This is a genomic window from Brevibacterium sp. HMSC24B04 (genome assembly GCF_001806835.1).
Lineage (GTDB): Bacteria > Actinomycetota > Actinomycetes > Actinomycetales > Brevibacteriaceae > Brevibacterium > Brevibacterium ravenspurgense.
In genome coordinates this window covers 1-17,358 of the sequence record NZ_KV786093.1, presented here as the reverse complement: position 1 = coordinate 17,358, position 17,358 = coordinate 1, and the positions used below count along the sequence as shown (strand labels likewise).

Below are 17,358 nucleotides of genomic sequence, written 5' to 3'. Positions count from 1 at the left end.
CTATAGGTCACAGTTGTTGTTTTCGCCGCGTGTCGGCCTCCGAGCGCGCACACACTGGAGGCATGTCTGAACGCCTTGCCTCTCTGCGCCGAACAGTGCGAGCGCACCGAATGGTCCTCGCCCCGCTGTTGGTGGGACTTGCCACGCTGATCGCTGTCTGGGCTGTCATCCCCCAGACGTCTGGCAAACCCGTTGTGGTTGCTGCCACGAGTCTTGCGGCAGGAGAGGAAATCACGTCGGCCGATCTCGACGTCCGCACCTATCCTCCAGCGCTCATTCCCGACAGCGCGCACAATTCCATTGACGCGGTGGTCGGGGCGCACGCTGCCGGGGCTCTGTCTGCTGGCACTCCTATTACGAATGATTCCCTGCTTGAAAAGGGCACCGCACCGGAAGGAACAGTCTTGGTGCCGGTGCCCGCGGCAGACCCGGCGGCAGCTTCGATAATCCAAACCGGCAGCAAAGTGCGGATTTACTCAGCACAGGGTGGTGGCTTCGATGGAGCTGCAGGGTTCGACACGGTGGCAGGTGCGGATGCAGGTGCACAGGGCGGCGCCGCGGACGAAAACAGCGGGAAGAACGGCGGCGGTGCTGGTAGTTCAAGTGCGAAGGATCTTGCGAAGAACGATTCCGCAGTTGTGCAATCAGCCGTGGTTACGGGGGTGTCTCGCCCGTCCGGTGGTGCTTTTGATGACGGCAAACTCGTTCTGACACTGGCTGTCACGCCGGACGAAGCGGCCCGACTTGCAACGATCCCGCCGGACATGCTGAGCTTCGCAATCGTGCAATGACCGGCTGGTGACGGGGCCTGCGGTGTCAGCCGGGCCCTGTGAGGTTGGCGGTGAGCACTCTTTCGCTGGTGCATACGACCCCATTTGCTCGCTTGAACAGGACGAGGGTCACAAGAAGCTGTGATCCTGTGACAGATTGCACGCGGCGAAGGGATGAAACCCTGTAAACTCGGCCGATTTTCAGCCTAAAATTAAAGAGTATCTGTCTCAAGCAGTGTCCTGTTCAGAAACCAGGACTGCGAAAGGGAAAACAATGCTCAAAGGCTTCCGCGATTTTATTCTGCGCGGCAATGTTGTTGAACTGGCAACCGCTGTCATCGTCGGTGCTGCGTTCACTGCAATTGTCGAAGCGATCTCGACCAAGCTCATCCAGCCGCTGCTGGCCGTTGCAGGCCCGCCGGACATGGAGGGCCTCGGCTTCGAAATCGTCTCGGGCAACAAGGCTACGTTCATGGACTTCGGTGCTGTTATCACCGCGGCCATCAACTTCCTCATCGTTGCAGCGATCGTCTACTTCGTCATCATCGTTCCGATGAACAAGCTCAACAGCCTGCGCAACACCGGCGAACTCGAAGACGAAGACGTTCCGCCCACGCAGGAAGAACTGCTTGCTGAAATTCGCGACCTGCTCGCTGGCCGTTCGCTTGCCGGCGACGCGACCGAAGAAGGCAACAACGTGAACTTCGACGACGGTTCGAGCTCCTCGCCCCGTCACTGAGGTTGAGGGTCAGCGCTGAGCGCTGACACCTGAATCACATGCTGATGCCCCGAGCACAATGCTCGGGGCATCAGCATTTCCTGTGTTCGCAAAGATATGTCGAGGCTGCATCCCACCCCACCCCACGCCTTAGCAACAAATCCACGCCTTAGCAGTTGCGGCTAAGCCGCAAAATCCGGCTACAGGGAGTCTCCCCGCGGCTAACGCGCAGATTCCGTCTAACGGGTGGATTAGTTGCCAACGGAAGTTTTACCCTGCCTCCACACCCAAAACCACGAGGTGCCATCCCAGCCAGACCCGGACGTCCACCGCGTGCCCCACCTGCAGCAGCTTCCCAACACCCACCCCACGCCTTAGCAACAAATCCACGCCTTAGCAGTCACGGCTAAGCCGCAGATCCCGGCTAAAGGGAGTCTCGCCGCGGCAAACGGGAGAATTTACGGCTAACGCGCAGATTCCGTCTAACGGGTGTGCGCAAGCAAGGTCCCGCGCTGCTCTGCTGATTCAGCAACAAACAAGGGGATCGTCAGCGCGATTTTGGGGTCCAGTGGGGCGGACGATCGGCCAGCAGCCTGTCGTCATTCGACCCGCCAGCACTCTGGCCCGACTCATTGCGCACAGTACGCAAATACGCAGCCTTCGCCGCAGCAATGCGCGCCTGACGTTTGGCCTCGTCAGCGGCGCTGCGGGTCAATTTGCTGGGCTCCGCCTCACGGCTGGACGATTCGCCCGCGGCCGAATCCGCACGAGGTGCCACGCCGCAGGCGTCTTCGTCACCTGCGTGCGGCTCCCCTGAACAACCTTCAGTCACGACACACACTCAGTCCCGGTCAGCAGCATCCGCGCTGCCCGCCCCAGCGTCCCCGCCGGACTCAGACTCTTTTCCAGCGTCATCGTCTTCACGCAGACCAGCATCAATCAGATCGGCATCACGCAGCAGACCCGTGTCATACGCCGGCATCACCTGGTCTTCAACTGCGGCTTCGGGCGATGCGCTCAGCGACGCCGCCTGCTCGGTTGGCGTCTGCGCCTGAGCCGTGGACTGTTCCTGTGCACCCGCAGCCTCGCTCGGCTGCCCGTCAGCAGAACCATGTTCATCGGCATCAGCCGCACCGGCACCTTGGCCGTCAGCCCCTGCACCAGCAGCTGCCTCAGCCGAAGCCTCGCCCTCAGCCGCAACCTCAGCCCGGCCTTCAGCACGCTTCAGCGCTTCAGGGTCCTCCTCCGCGGCAATATCAGCCCACGCCTGGTAGATCCGGTCGGTCTGGCCCTGCGGGTCAATAAACGCGTCAGTCGACCACACGCGCAGGAACGTCCAGCCGCGGCGAGCGAAGCTCAGCGGGCGCAGGCGCTCACGCTCCCGCAGCGACGGCGAGGTGGTGTAGTCCAGCCCGTCTGCCTCGACCGCCAGCACCATGCGCGAACCAGCCTGCGAAACAAGCGGCACCGCAAGATCCAGCCCACCGTAGTTGTCGACAGGCTCCAGACCCTTAGCGTGCAGACGTGCAGAAAGATCAGCCATCAACGGTGAGCGCCCCCGCTCATCCTGCGACTTTTCAATAAACGACGAACCCGACCGAGCCGCCTCAAACAGCACCGGCAGCAGCGCCGAACCGTGGCGCAGCCTGGACCGGTCAAACTCATCCGGGTGGAGGCACGAAACAACCGTCAACCGCTGCTTAGCCGGCGTGACCGCCGCAGCGAGCACCTTCTGCCCGCCCGGCTGCGCGAGTTCACCGAAGCTGTACAGCATCCGGCCGGCCAGAGTGCGACCCCAGCCGACGGTGAAGATCACCGCATCCCGCGACAGCGTCTGCGCGCGGTAAGCATCCGTGATGACGAACGGTTCGTCGCCCTCGTTCGAGAAGAACGCCTTGAGCTCCGGATAGCGCGGCATCTGGCGGGCAACCGCGAGCGCAATCCTGCGTGCGTGCCACGGGGTGAGCGCAATAACTCCCAGTGTCTGCTCCGGACTGGTGCGCGCGTGCTCGAAAACAAGACGCACCACCTCGGCAACCTCAACGTCGGGGCTTTCCACCTGGCCGGTAGCAGAATCCGGGCTGCCCTCTCCCCCGTCCACGTGAATGAACGCAAGACCCGTGGGCGCACCCGCATCCGCAATCGGCAGGGACACGAGCTTGTCGTCGTAGATGACATCGTTGAGCAGACCCGCAATCTCCTGCGGAACCACCCTGTGATTCGTGTGCAGACGCAGCCTGGGCACCACCGGGGTGAGTGCTTCGAACACGCTCAGGCCGGCCGATTCGGGCTGTGTGCCGGTCCGCCGCTGTGCTGCCACGGAGAACTCCGTGGGCCCCAGCAGCTTGTCGTCACCCAGGGCCAGCGTGTGCTTGGCAAGCGCGATCGGCACGAGCGCTTCCGGCACCGACACCCGCGCGGCATCGCCGATGATCACGGTGTCGAACAGAGCCCGCTCCACGAGAGCCGGGTCGGTACCGAACTCGCCGGAGAACTCGTCTTCGAAAGTCTCGCCATCCGGGCTGGTGCCGTCTTCCAGGCTGGCCTCGTCTTCCGCACCCTCAACAGTTCCCGAGGTGCCATCGCCCGATGTGCCCTCGGCACCTGGTTCTTCTGCCTTGTCTTCCGCACCCGAGGTGCCGCCGACCCGGTCCTTTTCCGGTACCGGGGCGAGGGCCTCACCAAAGGTGTCGGGGACGCTCACCGGGCTCATCATCCACACCGGCGCCAAGGCCAACAGGACGTGCGGGGCGCGGGCGGCCAGGCGGCTGAGGTTCAGCCCCTCGCCCAGCAGCTCTTTACGCAGGAGGGCCGCTTCTTCCGGGTAGTCCGCAATGGCTTGCTGCCAGGCTTCAGCGCGCGCATACAGCAGACGCGATGCTCCGGCGGACACAAACGCCGCATCCGTGCGGCGGAAATCAGCGGCCAGGCGGTGCAGGGCATCGCCGTCGTGTTCGCCGACCTGCGGGTCAGCTGCCGCCATCTGCTGCAGAACCGTCGCCCAGTAGGCCAGATCGAATTCGCTGCCGACTTCCTCCGGGCGCACACGGCGACTGCGCAGGTCGTACAGCAGTTCGCGCAGCCCCGCAGCTTCGAGGTCACGGCGCAGACCGGTGCGGCGCGGAAGGTCGTCCAGAGCGGCACGGTCATCAGCCATGGCAGCCAGGCGCGCTTCGAGTTCCCCGATGTGCATCGCATCGAGGTCTCCCCCGTCCGGGGTGTCCGCCAGGATGGGGGCAAGAGAGTCAAGATCCGCGGCCACGCGGTCAAACAGATCCGATACTTCCGCCAGGTTCGACGGCAGGCTGGGAATGTTGGCCCGGCCGGTGATCCGCTCAGTCTGCTGCAGCTGATCCCGCAGCGTCTTAAGCCCTTCGTGCACATCGACGTCAGCCAGTCCGCTGCGCACAAGGGAACGCGCGTGGCGCTTGAGCTTGCCGCGCTCAAAAACACCCATATCAACGTTGTGATCGCGGCGGTATTCAACCGAACCGGTCGCGTCAATCAGCAGGTCGAGATCTTCGCGGTAGGCCTCCGGCATAAACGTGCGCATACTGCTGTCAATCGAACGCAGCAGAGCCAGGCTGTCGGCCCATTCGGCCATCGTCCAGCCCGCAGTGACACCGGATTCTTCCAGTGCGGTGCGCATCATCCGGGTGAGCTTCGGCAGAGCGTCAACACAGCGTTCAGCCGTCACGCGCGCCTTTTCTGCCTGCGCGGCAGTGTCGAAACGGGCACCAAACCACACGGTGTCCTCAACACCGAGGGTGAATTCGCCCAGCTTCGCCAACTGGACCAGCTGGCTGCGCAACTCGGAACGCTGCGCCTGCGACATGCGCATAATGCCCACCGGCAGACGCACCTCGGTGCGCGGGCTGTTCTCAGCAGAGGTCAGATCCGCCAGGTGCTCCATCGTCGAGTACACCGAAATGCCCCACGGACGGCGCGGTTCGTGCAGCGATTTGGCGTGCTTCGTCAGCTTTTTACGCTGCTTGCGCAGACGCGAAACAAGATCGTCGATGTCCGGTTTCGCAGCCTTTTCCGCCTGCGAAATCATGGCGATCAGCTGCTTCTTCACCGCCGCACGACTGCGTCGCGCATCCACCACAAAGCCCGCCAGGCCCGCAGAGGCAAAACGATCCCGATAGTCATCGAGCGTGTCAGAGTCATTGGCCACAAACAGGCTGGGCCGGCCCTCAAACGCCAGGCTCGTTGCCGCGGCAACCGCCACCTGGGTGGCACCCGTGCCGGCGGGAGTGTCAACCGCAGCGCTCGAGCGCTCCATGATCGCGTTGACGACCGCCTGCTGGTCGCCGTCAACATCAAGCGCCAGGAACTCATCGCGCGGGTCGCGGTCTTCCAGGGGTCTAATGGCGAGGCGCCGCGCGGCACCTCGCTGGCTGTCCTCGGTTTCGGTGGACTCGTTTTTGCTGGTGCCGGCTGGGCTTTGCTCAGCCGGGCCGGGCTTCGCGGCCCCTGCCCCACCGGCAGCTTCAGCCGCGGAATCCGCGGAAGAGGTGAGCGGCGCCTCGTCAGCTTCCGAAGGCGAGGTTTCTGAACCGGGTGCCGAGCCATCGGCACCGCGCTGGCCGGCAATGCCGACATCCTGCGTCCCAGCTGACACGGAAGCACTCAGAGAGGCGATCAGGGTGTCCGCGCTCGAGGCAGTGTCGACAGTCCGCTTGCGGCCTTCGTCTTCATCAGTCAAACCGGCTTCATCAGGGGTGACACCGCCGCTGAGCAGAGGAACCGTGTCGTACTTGGACGAATCGTCGTCTGGGGTGTCTGCGGGCGGGGTGCCAGAGCCGGCACTGTCGGATGCCTCGTCGCGTTCAGCCTTTTCGGCGTCGAGAACAGCCTGGGCCATGCGCGCAAGAATCGGGTGGTCCTGAGGGATATCGGCGGAACCAACAGCTGATGCCACATTCGCGAAAGTCGACACGAACAGGCTGTACTCAGCGGTCAGACCGGGATAGTCAACAGTGGCTTCGCGCACCCGCTCAAGCACCGGGCGGGCATCAAAGCGGCGGGGACCGCCAGTGGACTCGAGCCATTCATCAACATCAACCTCAATGCCCAACTCAGAGCGCAAGAACGCAACAAAAGCGGGGTTGATTGAGATCGTGTCGTCAAGAGTCAGTTCAACGTCGTCCTCACGCCGGCCGACGGGGCGGATCTCAACCCGACGCAGAACCAGCGGTGCGTGCACCTGCTGGCCCGAACCGGACAAACGCTGGGTAAAGCGCACAGCGCCAATGGCCAGGTAGGCGGCAGAAAAGCTGCGTTCAATCCGCAGTTCACGGGCCTTTTCGGCAATTGAACGGGCACGGCGACCCGCATCCTGCCGCTGCTGTTCATCGCGGATGAGGCTGGTCAGGCGCGTGGGCCTGCCCGCCATGAGCTGCGCAATGCCGGACGGGTGGGCGGTCGAAAGATCAAGAGAACCATCGCGGGACTCTCGGTACCGCAGCATGGTGTCACGCCCGCCAAGCTTTTCGGCACGCGCTGTCCATTCAGCGAAGACGTCGCTGATTCCCCTCTGCGTTTCTGCTTGATCTGCCACGCATCCACCCTAACCGCCTAAGCGCGCGAAACCCCCTAAGCCGCAAAGCGTGGCGGGCTCAGGGGGGGGCGCGCAGCAGCGTCAGATGCTGGTCGTGTTCAGGCGGTGCTCGTGTTAGGCGGCGCTTACGTCAGATAGCGCTCGTGTTAGGCGCGGCGGTCAGGCGCTGCGGCGTTTGCGCACCGAATCGTAAATTGTGCGCACAATGATCACGATGATCAGCGCACAGCCCACGTAGCCTACGGTTCCGTAGATCTTGTCGACCAGGACGCTGAACGGCAGGAAGCCGCAGGCGATCAGCGCAATACAGATGACGACAGTGACGACAACGTTCCACTTGCGCGGAATAAAGCCCATCACCTGATTCTTCACAACCCAGTACAGCGGGGTCGCGGTCGAATAGATGCCCAACATGACAACAACGGCGAAGGCCACGCCAACAGCCGGGTGGATCGTCTGTCCCAGAGCCAGGGTCGGAACTTCCTTGTCGAGCGCCAGCGTGAGGTTGGTCAGGATGGCCAGGGTGATCATGAGAACACCGATGCCCAGACCCAGGCCGCCGAGAGCGCCGGCGATCCCCGCCTCGCGTGTGCTCGTGGCCTCCTTGCCCAGCTGCGAGAAGAACACCATACCCAACAGCATGTTGAAGCTGACGTACAGAACCGCAGACCACGCGAAGTGGCCCGTGATCTGCGCGCTCTGTGCCGCCTCGGGAAGGCTGCCGAAAATCGGCTGATTGCCCAGCTCGCCGAAGTCGCGCACAAAGATGATCGTTCCGACAACCACCGTGAATGCAATAATGACCGGGCCGATGGTGCCGATGATGTCCACCAGACGCTCCAGGCCGGCCAGAACGGTGGCGAGGCCGAGCAGGCCCATGCCGACAACACCAATCCAGTTGGGCAGACCGGTCAGCTCGTTGAGCACCGCGCCCGCACCGGACACCATGATGACGGCGACAGAGAACGAGTACAGAACGGCAAACCACTCAAGCACCGTGCCGAGGAAACGGCCCACGTAGTAGCGGAACACCTCGGAGGACAGTTCCAGCTGCAGTTCGTGGCCCTTGCGCATGATGAGCGCACCGACCGTCATGAACAGCAGAGTCGAAATGACACCGCCCAACATGCCAACGATCCCGAAGGACGCGAAGAACTGCAAGGTCTCCTGACCCGTCGCAAAACCAGAGCCGATCAGGTACGCAACCGACGCACCCGCAAAACGGCCGACATTCGTCCAGCGCACCTTCTTCGACTCCGCTTTGACGGTCGCTGCGTTGGCCTTATCACCGCTGCCGCCGCCGACAGCAGAATGGGAATCGGCTGCAGACTCAGCCATGGACATCTCCTTGTGTTGCGTCTTTGAATCACATTGCAGGCGCCGCGTACAGCGCCAAAACTCCGACCACACAGGTTAGCCGACTGTCGCATTCGTCACTCTCAGCATCCGAAAACGGCACTCAGGGATCTCAGCTTCCGAGCCCGCGGTGGAGGTCGGCGCCCGCGGGGGCGGCACCTCGTACCTTGTGTTGCGGCACCTCGGACCGAGGTCGGGTGAGGGTCGGGGCACCGCTGTGTCATTCGCACCTGCGATGTCCGCTAAACTGTTCCGCGTTGCCCCCGTAGCTCAGGGGATAGAGCACCGCTCTCCTAAAGCGGGTGTCGCAGGTTCGAATCCTGCCGGGGGCGCCGCGGAGCGAACTCTGCTCTGGTGGTCAAAAACTCGAGGAATCCATGTCGGATTCCTCGAGTTTTTGCACGTTAGAGCAGAAGGGCAGGCGGTCAGCTTTCCTTTTCCACGTACGGGTGTTCTGGCGTCGAGCACAGCTGACCGTGGTATCCGCGGCAGAAGTACTCCTTGCCGGCCTCGAGTTTCATGTCCTTGAACATGTAGCCCACCGGCACCAGGTAGAAGCCCTTGCCCTGCAGGCCGGAGAAGATTCTGGGCGAAGCATCGACAGACGTCGGGTGGATAGCGTGCAACAGCACAATCGAGCCCGGCTTGGTGTTCGACAGAGCCACCTGTGTTACGTAGTCGGGGTCGCGGTGCTGCCAGTCCAGGGTGTCGACATCCCACATGATGAGTGCCTTGCCGTGGTCGGTCTTCACACCGCCGGCCTTCTTGGCCTTGCCACCGGCCGTCGGCTGGTCAGAGCTGCCGCCCGTCGAGTCTTCAGCCGGCGATTCGCTGCCTGTGGGCGCACCAGTCTGGTCAGACTGTCCCTTCGGTTCGGCCGTTGCCTTCGCACCGGCCGATTCGCCGAGCGTTCCGTCACCCTGCGTCACTGTGTCCAAGCTCTTGTTCGAAGCGCCGTAGGGCGGACGCAGCATGGTTGGGTACTCACCAATCGCGTCGTACACAGCCTTGTCGGTCTTGTCGATCTCCGACTTCTGCTTGTCAGCCGACAGCTTGCTCAGAGCAGGGTGCGTGAACGAATGGTTTTCCATTTCGTGGCCGGCTTCGTACAGCAGACGCGTATTCTCCGGCAGATTCTCCACATTGCGCCCAATTTCGAAGAACGTGGCACGCACCTTCGCTTCGTCAAGCGCATCGCCCAGGCGTTTGGTCAGCGCTTCGTCAGCCGGGCCATCGTCATAGGTGATAGCCGCACACGGCAGAAGTGCGCACGTGAAGTCAGGCAGGTACGGGTTTTCCTTCGCCTCGATGGTCAGGCCCTTGCCCAGCACCCCGGCGAGGTTCTTCCCGGATTCACTGAGCTTGTCGTCACCGGCTTCCTCACCGCCGACGGAGATCTTGTCGCCTGCAACAGCAATCTGTCCCTCAACGCCTTCAGCCTTGATCGAATCAATCGGCTTCGTGGCGTTGTTCTTCGTGTCCGTCAAAAACTGCTGACTGGTGGTGGTGCCGCCCGCACGCACATCCAGCTGGGTAACGAGGAAATCGCCACCAGCACCGACGATGTGGGACTCCACGCTTGCCGCCGAACCACCACTGCCATCACTACTGTCCGCACCGCTGGTCGGCTGTGAAACAGCCTCTCCCCCGGCTTCACTGGACTCACTGCCAGCAGTGCTGTCTGTGCCGCCCGCGCCGCCAGTACTGCCCCCATCAGAGGCTTCCGTGCTTTCACCCTCAGCCGACAGACCATCAAGGGCAAGGTATTCGGCTTCGTCCCAGCGCTTCTCCGGTGCAGTGACCTCCGGCTGGAAGGCCTTGCGACCCTTGAACGCGCCAGCTTCCTCCAGCGCCTTCAGAGCAGCTTCTTCCAGTGCCTCGTTCAGCGATTCCTGGCCCGGAATGCCGAACAGATTGACCGAAGCCTCCTGCGTCTGCACCGCGTAGCTGCGCAGGAGCCCCGGAAGTTCGTCCTTCACACGCTCGGCAGGAATCGTCACATCGTCCTGCGAAACTTGGGCTCCCGGCTTGTCACCGCCTTTGATGGCGCAGCCGGAGAAGACAAGCGAGGCCGCCAGAATGCAGCCAACAGAAGAAAAGCGCACAGCAAGTCCTACTGAAAATGGAGTATGGGGGAACAGGAGTAACTGTACTCCTCGAAACTGAGACAGCCGACCGGGCATCCGCCGGCCGGCTGTCCTCATACGCTCACAGCACTGCACTCACGCGCTGAGCTGCGAGCGGAAGCGAAATCAGTCGCGCTTCACGCTGACCACCATGGTCGGGCAGTGCGAGTACGGCAGCACCGACTGCGAGGTCGATCCCAGCAGCAGACCGGCAAAACCACCGCGGCCACGCGTGCCGACTACCAGAATGTCCGCCGTGTCAGAGGCGCGGACCAGAGCCTCTGAGGGCTGACCGTCCAGCAGCATCCAGCCGACTTCAAGATTCGGGTGCTTTTCGCGCACAGACCTGCATGCCGCCTCGAGCTTGTCGGTTCCGCGCTCAACGAACTTCTTGAGCTCTTCCGTGCTGGGCAGCCATTCTGGGCCCACGATCGAGGTGGTGATGACACCCATGACGGTCAGCGGGGTACCGCGCTCTTCAGCAAGCTCGGCAGCTTTCCACAGAGCGGGCGATTCCTTGCCCATGGCATCGACACCCACGACCACGCGGCCTTCAAAGTTCGGCCCTTCGATCGTTTCGGACTGTTCGTCGAACTGGAAGTGTGTGCCGGCAGAATCTGCCAGCGGGAACGACGACGTCTGCTTGGGTGCGCGCTCCTGGTCTTTTGACCAGCCGACGGGAACAACAATCGTCGGGCAGTGGGAGTGTGCGGGCAGAGCAGAAGACACCGTGCCCAGCAGGCGGCCGGCGAAACCACCGCGACCGCGCGAACCGACAACAGCCAGCGACGCCTGTGCGGATTCGTCCACCAGGACACCTGCGGCGTCGCCGATCTCGATGACGGCTTCGACCGAAACACCGGCGCTCTTGACCTTTTCGGCCGCGGACTTCAAAGATTCGGTGACGGCAGCACGCACTGCGGAGTCGTCAATCGGCACATAGGAAACGTCGATTGTCGCCGCGGCGACCGACGGGATTGTGTAGGCACCGACCAGTCGGATAGAACGGCCCGTGGCCTTCGCTTCGGTGATCGCGAAGTCAAGAGCATTGAGGCTCGCGTCGGAACCGTCGATGCCGACGACGATGGCCCGGGCGTCTGCGACGTCCGGAAGATTGTTCTCAGGTGACACGGCAGGTCCTCTTACATCGGTTGGCTCAGGCATGCGCCTGCTGATAAAGCAATTCTATCGACCGGGCCAACAGAATGTGCAGTGGCTCACTATGCGACCGAAGTCAGCTCACCGTGCTCTGCCAGTTTGAGGAACGGCTGCCAGGCCGGCGCGGGACGCTCAAGATCACGCAGCCAACAGCTGCCGTAGTCCGGCGGCCTTGGCGTCATCTGCAGCTGCCACCCCATTTCCTGCGGGGTCCTATCAGCTTTGCGGTTATTGCAGTCACGGCAGCAGGCAACCAGGTTCTCCCACGTGTTCTGGCCGCCGCGAGAGCGCGGAAGGATGTGGTCGATGGTTCCCGCGGGCTTCCCGCAGTATCCGCATCTGTTGTGATCGCGCCGCAGCACAGCTTTGCGTGACGGCTGTGTCACACGGCCGGAGGGCGGGCGAATGTATCGGGTCAGAAGAATGACGGCCGGCTGTTCAATATCGAGGTGTTCGCTGCGAACGCGAGCTCCGGAAGCTGCCAGGACCGTGGCGCGGCCCGCCAGAACCAGAACAACCGCTCGCTTAAAGGACACTACCGACATCGGCTCGTATCCGGCGTTCAGAACGAGGGTCTTCATCAGTTCCACCTAGGTTCAGGTCGTACTCGGCCAGCACGACGTGACGAGAACCACGCTACACACGCCGCCGTGAACGTCAACGACATCGACGTGAACTGCAGGTGTCGAAAGACCGCACAGACAGCAAAAACCCCGAGCACTCAGGCTCGGGGTCTGTGCTGAAAACTCAGATTCTGGAAGATCAGAGAACACGAATAAATTTCGCGCCGCGCTTGGTCATCCAGTCGATCGAACGGTAGGTGGTGTCGACACGCGAGTTGCCGGCGTCGTACATCATGCCGTTGCCGGCGTAGATGCCCACGTGGCCGGGCGACCAGATGATGTCACCGGGCTTGGCCTGCGAGCGCGACACGGTCTTGCCAGCGCCCCTCTGCGCACCCGTGGTGCGCGGCAGCTTGACGCCGACCTTGCCGTAGACGTAGCTGGTGAAGCCGGAGCAGTCCCAGCCGGAAGGCGAGCTGCCACCGGGAACATACGGGGTGCCAACGTACTGTTTGGCCAGGCCGATGACCTGCTGGGCCTTGGAGCCGTTGGGCAGCGAAACGTTCTTCGATGCACCGCTGGACTTCTTCGCACCCTTCGAGGAGGAGCTGCTGCTCGACTCCGATGCCGAGGTGCCGGTCGAGTTCGAAGACGAGTTGCCGTTCGAGGTGGAGGTCGAGTTCTGCTGAGCTGCGCCGTCAGCCGCGCCGTCACCAGCGGCGGGAGCTTCAACCGGAGCTTCCGGAGCCTTGGTCGCCGTCACGGGAGATGCGACAGCAGCACCGGCAACAGGAGCCTTTGAATCAACGGCATCAACCGTGAAGCCTGCCTGCGAAGTGGTTTCCGAGGCATCGCCCTCCGAAGCCTGCGCCGTTGCCTCGGCGTTAGCATCGCCATCGCCGAATTCAGTCGGGGCAACAGCCGCAATGACCAGACCACCCGCAGCGGCGGCAACAGCCGCGCGCTTGCCAAGAGCACCCGAGTTGGCGCTCAGAGCTTCTGTAATTTCAGTCAGAGGCGTCTTGACCTTGGTGTCGGCGGCGCGACGTCCTCGCTTCTTTACAGTCACGTGTTCTCCAAATCTTGTTCGCTGAGCCCTACCGGGCTTTCGCTGGCACTCGTCAGACAATAACGGACTTGCAACAGAAAATCACATTAAGATCACGGAAAGTGAAAAATTCTCAGGATTTCCGCCAGAATTCTCAGGTTTCGGCGGCGTTTTGGTCACGGTCAGACGCGTTTGTGTTGAGAAAGCGTCACAGAACCCGGATGAAGATGGCGTCACTCATCCACGATGCCGAGGTGTAAACCGTGCCCTTGCGCTTATTGCGGGCGTCGACCATCTTGCCATCGCCGGCGTAGATGCCGACGTGACCGGGGTGCCACATAATGTCGCCGGGCTGCGCCTGCGAGCGCGGCACAACCTTGCCCGCACCCTTCTGCGCGCCCGAGCTGCGCGGCAGGTTCACGCCGACCTTGCCGTAGACGTAGCGGGTGAAGCCGGAGCAGTCCCAACCGGAAGGCGTGTTTCCGCCCCACACATAGGGGGTGCCCACGTAGCTCTTGGCGATCGAGACGACCTTCTGAGCCTTCGAACCCGAGGGAACCTCGGCATCGCCCGAAGACTCAGCGCCCGCGGCAGCAGCCTGAGAACCAGAGCCGGACTCACCGCCAGCACCATTGGATGCCGAAGCAGCACCATTGGACGCCGGAGCAGGTTCAGGAGCCTTCGAGGCGGCAACGGCCGATACTTCTGCTGCACCTGCGAGCGGACCATCGGCCTTGCCTTCGACAACAACCTTGTCCTGCGCCTTGAAGTCGTCTTCAGCGGGGGCTGCGGAAACAGCCTCCGCCTCGGCTTCATTACCGGCTTCCGAAACCGTGGGAACGGCAACACTCAGAGCCAGTCCGGCACCGGCAGCCGCAACAGCGGCGCGCTTGCCGAGGACATTGGAGTCAGAGCGGAGGAGGTCCGTCAGATCAGACAGTGGGGTCCTGACCTTGGTGTCAGCCGCCCTGCGTCCGCGCTTCTTCTGAGCCACGTGGTTCTCCCTGAACGTCGAAATCCTGCAAAGTACAGAACGGAACGTTACACAACCGAGACCTAAAAGTCACATTTAAATAACGCCCAGGAAGCTGAGAGTCTGCGCAGAGCAGCGTTTATGCAGGTCAGAGACCTTTATAAAGTGGTGTAATTCCTGTTACACAACGATAACGAGGACGTTTTCAGCCATCTCGGAAGGCAGATCCAGCACCTCGTCATTCCCGGAAACAGCGAAAGTCACGTAGTCCCCAGCCACCGAGACCTCCACCTCGGCCCCCGGAACAACCCCAGTGCGCTCGCACTGGGCCAGCAGATCCTCATCCACCTGCAAAGGCTCAGCAAAGCACACAATCCGCACCCTCTTAGCACCCGCGCGCAGCGAAAGCTCAGAAGCCGGAAGCGCGGCATCATCAGCCTCAACATCCGCACCGGGAATCGGGTTGCCATACGGACTCGTGGTGGCATCCGGCAGGATCGCAACGAGCTTCTCCGTGACCTCGTCACTCATCACGTGCTCCCAACGGCACGCCTCATTGTGCACCTTGGGCCACTCCAAGCCGATGACATCGGACAGCAGCCGCTCCGCCAGGCGGTGCTTGCGCATAACGCTCGTCGCGAGCTCACGGCCCTCCGCAGTCAACTCCAGACGACGATCACTGCCGACAATCAGAAGGCCATCGCGCTCCAAGCGCGCAACGGTCTGCGACACGGTCGGACCCGAATGCCCCAAACGCTCAGCAATGCGCGCACGCAGCGGCACAACCTTCTGCTCCTCGAGCTCCGTAACGGCCTTGAGGTACATCTCCGTAGTGTCGATCAGATCCTGCATGCTTCTCCGTTCACCATCGAGTCCGAAGGCTGACTATACAAATATACGCACCCGCTGATGCATCGTCGCCGCTTACGGCGCCTTGCGGCTTAAGGCTCCAGGCGGGCAACCGACCACTGGGACGCGTCCGCCAAATCTGCCGGACCGCCAGAACGGCTGGTGAAAACGCACCGGTCGTGCATCCGGTTCTCCATGCCCTGCCAGAACTCGACCTCGAAGGGACGAAGCAGATACCCGCCCCACGTCTCAGGCCGCTCGACCGGGCGGCCGGCAAGCTCCGCCTCGACATCCTGATAGCGCTTCTCAAGAACAGACCTGCTGCGCACCGGCTGGGACTGGTGGGAGGCAACCGCCCCAATCTGCGAACCGCGAGGACGCTGTGCGAAATAGGCATCCGACTCTTCCGGCGAGACCTTTTCGACAACAGCCCGCACGCGCACCTGGCGGCTGAGTTCGTGCCACGGGAACACGAGCGAGGCACGCGGTGACTGCGCAAGCTGCGCACCCTTGGGAGACGTGTAGTGGGTGTAGAAGACGAAGCCGCGCTCATCAAAGCTCTTCAACAGCACCAGGCGGGCGGTTGGACCCGTATCATCCGCAGTCGCGACAACCATCGCGTTGGGTTCACGAAGATTCTCATGGGCGTAGTCGTACCACGCGGCAAACTGTTCAAACGGCGTCTTCTCAAGATGGTCAAGATCGTCAGCACCGTATTCAATGCGCTGCTGTGCGAGTTCGGCCAGGGAATCCGGGATGTCGATCATGTTCCCAGACTACTCGCGAGCGCCAAGCGCGCACGGGGCCCGTCCAGCCAGCGAGCCGGGCCTGACTACGATGAAAGCGTGATCACGATTCCAGAAGAGCTGCTGCCCGCCGACGGCCGTTTCGGCGCTGGCCCCGCTCGCATTCGCCCCGAACAGATGACCGCCCTGGCAGACGCTGCCACAACCGTTATGGGCACCTCGCACCGTCAGGCGCCCGTGAAGAACATCGTCGGACGCATCCGCGCCGGACTGACCGAACTGTACAACCTCCCCGAGGGGTACGAGGTGGTGCTCGGCAACGGCGGTTCCACCGCCTTCTGGGACGCCGCATCTTTCGGACTGGTGCGCAGGAAGGCCGCGCACGGTTCGTTCGGCGAATTCGGAAGCAAGTTCGCCAAGGCCACCGACACGACTCCGTTCCTCGACGACTCCGCTGTTTTCGAAAGCCAGCCCGGCACGGTTGCCGTACCCACCGCGGTTGACGGCGCTGACGTCTACGCGTGGCCCCACAACGAAACCTCGACCGGCGCGGCCGCACCCGTGCGGAGGCCCGAAGGCATTGCCGACGACGCTCTCGTCGTCATCGACGCGACTTCGGCCGCCGGCGGACTCGACGTCGACATTGCCGAAACCGATGTCTACTATTTCGCGCCGCAGAAGAACATGGGCTCCGACGGCGGTCTGTGGATTGCCATTATGAGCCCGCGCGCAATCGAGCGCACCCGGTCGCTGAAGAGCTTCGGCCGTTGGATCCCCGCATCGATGGATCTGGTTACGGCCATTGACAATTCGGCGAAGAATCAGACGTACAACACCCCTGCCGTGGCCACGCTCATCATGCTGGCCGAGCAGATCGACTGGATCAACGGCAACGGCGGTCTGGCTTGGGCTGCCGAGCGCACCGCGACATCGGCAGGTTTGGTCTACGACTGGGCTGAAAAGAGCGATGTTGCGCGCCCGTTCGTGGAAAACCCCGACGACCGTTCCAACGTCGTGTGCACCATCGACTTCGACGAATCCGTCGATGCCGCAGAGATCGCGAAGACGCTGCGCGCCAACGGCGTTGTCGACGTTGAGCCCTACCGCAAGCTGGGCCGCAACCAGCTGCGCATTGCCACCTTCGTTTCGGTTCCGCCGGAAGACATCAAGGCGCTGCTCGACTGCATCGACTTCACACTCAGCGCTCTGCGCGGCTGACGCTGCGTTTGGCTTGCGGCGGCCGACGCTAGGCAGCTGGCGTCGCTGGCACTGGTTCTGCCGTTAATCGGCTGACGCTGCAAACACAGAAATGGCGAGGCTCCCAATCTTGGGGCCTCGCCATTTTGTCCGTCCGACGGTGCCCCACACTGTGCTCGGCACCTGCGCACACACCCGTTAGCAACAAAAACACCCGCTAGCCGCAAACAGACTCCCCTTAGCCGGAATCCGCGGCTTAGCTGTACTGATCGGGGAGGTTAGTTAATCGTG

At 62.5% G+C, this 17,358-nt stretch carries 13 protein-coding genes and 1 tRNA gene; 4 read left to right on the top strand and 10 right to left on the bottom strand.

Annotated elements, in window-relative coordinates; all coding sequences use genetic code 11:
• Positions 1 to 62 precede the first annotated feature (62 nt).
• The gene (locus tag HMPREF3092_RS06580) at positions 63 to 791 is read left to right on the top strand and encodes an SAF domain-containing protein (protein WP_070424276.1); all 729 of its coding nucleotides are present in this window, start codon (positions 63 to 65) and stop codon (positions 789 to 791) included.
• 253 nt (positions 792 to 1,044) lie between these two features.
• On the top strand, positions 1,045 to 1,509 hold the full coding sequence (gene mscL / locus HMPREF3092_RS06575; RefSeq protein ID WP_070424275.1) for a large conductance mechanosensitive channel protein MscL: 465 nt from the start codon (positions 1,045 to 1,047) through the stop codon (positions 1,507 to 1,509).
• 526 nt (positions 1,510 to 2,035) lie between these two features.
• Here the strand turns inward: mscL and HMPREF3092_RS11210 are convergent.
• From HMPREF3092_RS11210 to HMPREF3092_RS06565, 3 genes are all read right to left on the bottom strand, one after another.
• On the bottom strand, positions 2,036 to 2,320 hold the full coding sequence (locus HMPREF3092_RS11210) for a hypothetical protein (protein ID WP_141737979.1): 285 nt from the start codon (positions 2,318 to 2,320) through the stop codon (positions 2,036 to 2,038).
• Positions 2,321 to 2,329: 9 nt separating this feature from the next.
• Complete coding sequence (locus HMPREF3092_RS06570) at positions 2,330 to 7,051, bottom strand: DUF4011 domain-containing protein (protein ID WP_070424274.1); 4,722 nt, start codon at positions 7,049 to 7,051, stop codon at positions 2,330 to 2,332.
• Between the two features lie 159 nt (positions 7,052 to 7,210).
• Positions 7,211 to 8,389, bottom strand: a complete 1,179-nt coding sequence (locus HMPREF3092_RS06565; RefSeq protein WP_083274299.1) for a YkvI family membrane protein — start codon at positions 8,387 to 8,389, stop codon at positions 7,211 to 7,213.
• A gap of 277 nt (positions 8,390 to 8,666) precedes the next feature.
• Between HMPREF3092_RS06565 and HMPREF3092_RS06560 the strand changes: the two genes are divergently transcribed.
• A tRNA-Arg gene (locus HMPREF3092_RS06560) sits at positions 8,667 to 8,739 on the top strand.
• 93 nt (positions 8,740 to 8,832) lie between these two features.
• Here the strand turns inward: HMPREF3092_RS06560 and HMPREF3092_RS06555 are convergent.
• The 7 genes from HMPREF3092_RS06555 to pdxH all read right to left on the bottom strand — a co-directional run bounded on the left by HMPREF3092_RS06555 (position 8,833) and on the right by pdxH (position 15,891).
• Positions 8,833 to 10,512 (bottom strand): polysaccharide deacetylase family protein, encoded by a 1,680-nt coding sequence (locus HMPREF3092_RS06555; RefSeq protein ID WP_070424273.1) that lies wholly within the window; start codon positions 10,510 to 10,512, stop codon positions 8,833 to 8,835.
• Positions 10,513 to 10,659: 147 nt separating this feature from the next.
• Positions 10,660 to 11,664: a universal stress protein gene (locus HMPREF3092_RS06550; protein ID WP_070424272.1), complete on the bottom strand. Its 1,005-nt coding sequence runs from the start codon at positions 11,662 to 11,664 to the stop codon at positions 10,660 to 10,662.
• 89 nt (positions 11,665 to 11,753) lie between these two features.
• Entirely contained in the window at positions 11,754 to 12,272 is a 519-nt protein-coding gene (locus HMPREF3092_RS06545) for an HNH endonuclease (RefSeq protein WP_070424271.1), read from the bottom strand.
• A 181-nt stretch (positions 12,273 to 12,453) separates the two neighbouring features.
• Complete coding sequence (locus HMPREF3092_RS06540; protein WP_070424270.1) at positions 12,454 to 13,323, bottom strand: C40 family peptidase; 870 nt, start codon at positions 13,321 to 13,323, stop codon at positions 12,454 to 12,456.
• Between the two features lie 187 nt (positions 13,324 to 13,510).
• On the bottom strand, positions 13,511 to 14,296 hold the full coding sequence (locus HMPREF3092_RS06535; RefSeq protein ID WP_070424269.1) for a C40 family peptidase: 786 nt from the start codon (positions 14,294 to 14,296) through the stop codon (positions 13,511 to 13,513).
• A gap of 159 nt (positions 14,297 to 14,455) precedes the next feature.
• Positions 14,456 to 15,127, bottom strand: coding sequence for a metal-dependent transcriptional regulator (locus HMPREF3092_RS06530; RefSeq protein ID WP_062020516.1), 672 nt, complete (start codon positions 15,125 to 15,127; stop codon positions 14,456 to 14,458).
• Positions 15,128 to 15,216: 89 nt separating this feature from the next.
• The gene (gene pdxH / locus HMPREF3092_RS06525; protein WP_083274297.1) at positions 15,217 to 15,891 is read right to left on the bottom strand and encodes a pyridoxamine 5'-phosphate oxidase; all 675 of its coding nucleotides are present in this window, start codon (positions 15,889 to 15,891) and stop codon (positions 15,217 to 15,219) included.
• 78 nt (positions 15,892 to 15,969) lie between these two features.
• Between pdxH and serC the strand changes: the two genes are divergently transcribed.
• A complete protein-coding gene (gene serC / locus HMPREF3092_RS06520; RefSeq protein WP_070424268.1) occupies positions 15,970 to 17,088 on the top strand; it encodes a phosphoserine transaminase in 1,119 nt (372 codons plus the stop codon).
• Positions 17,089 to 17,358: the final 270 nt, after the last annotated feature.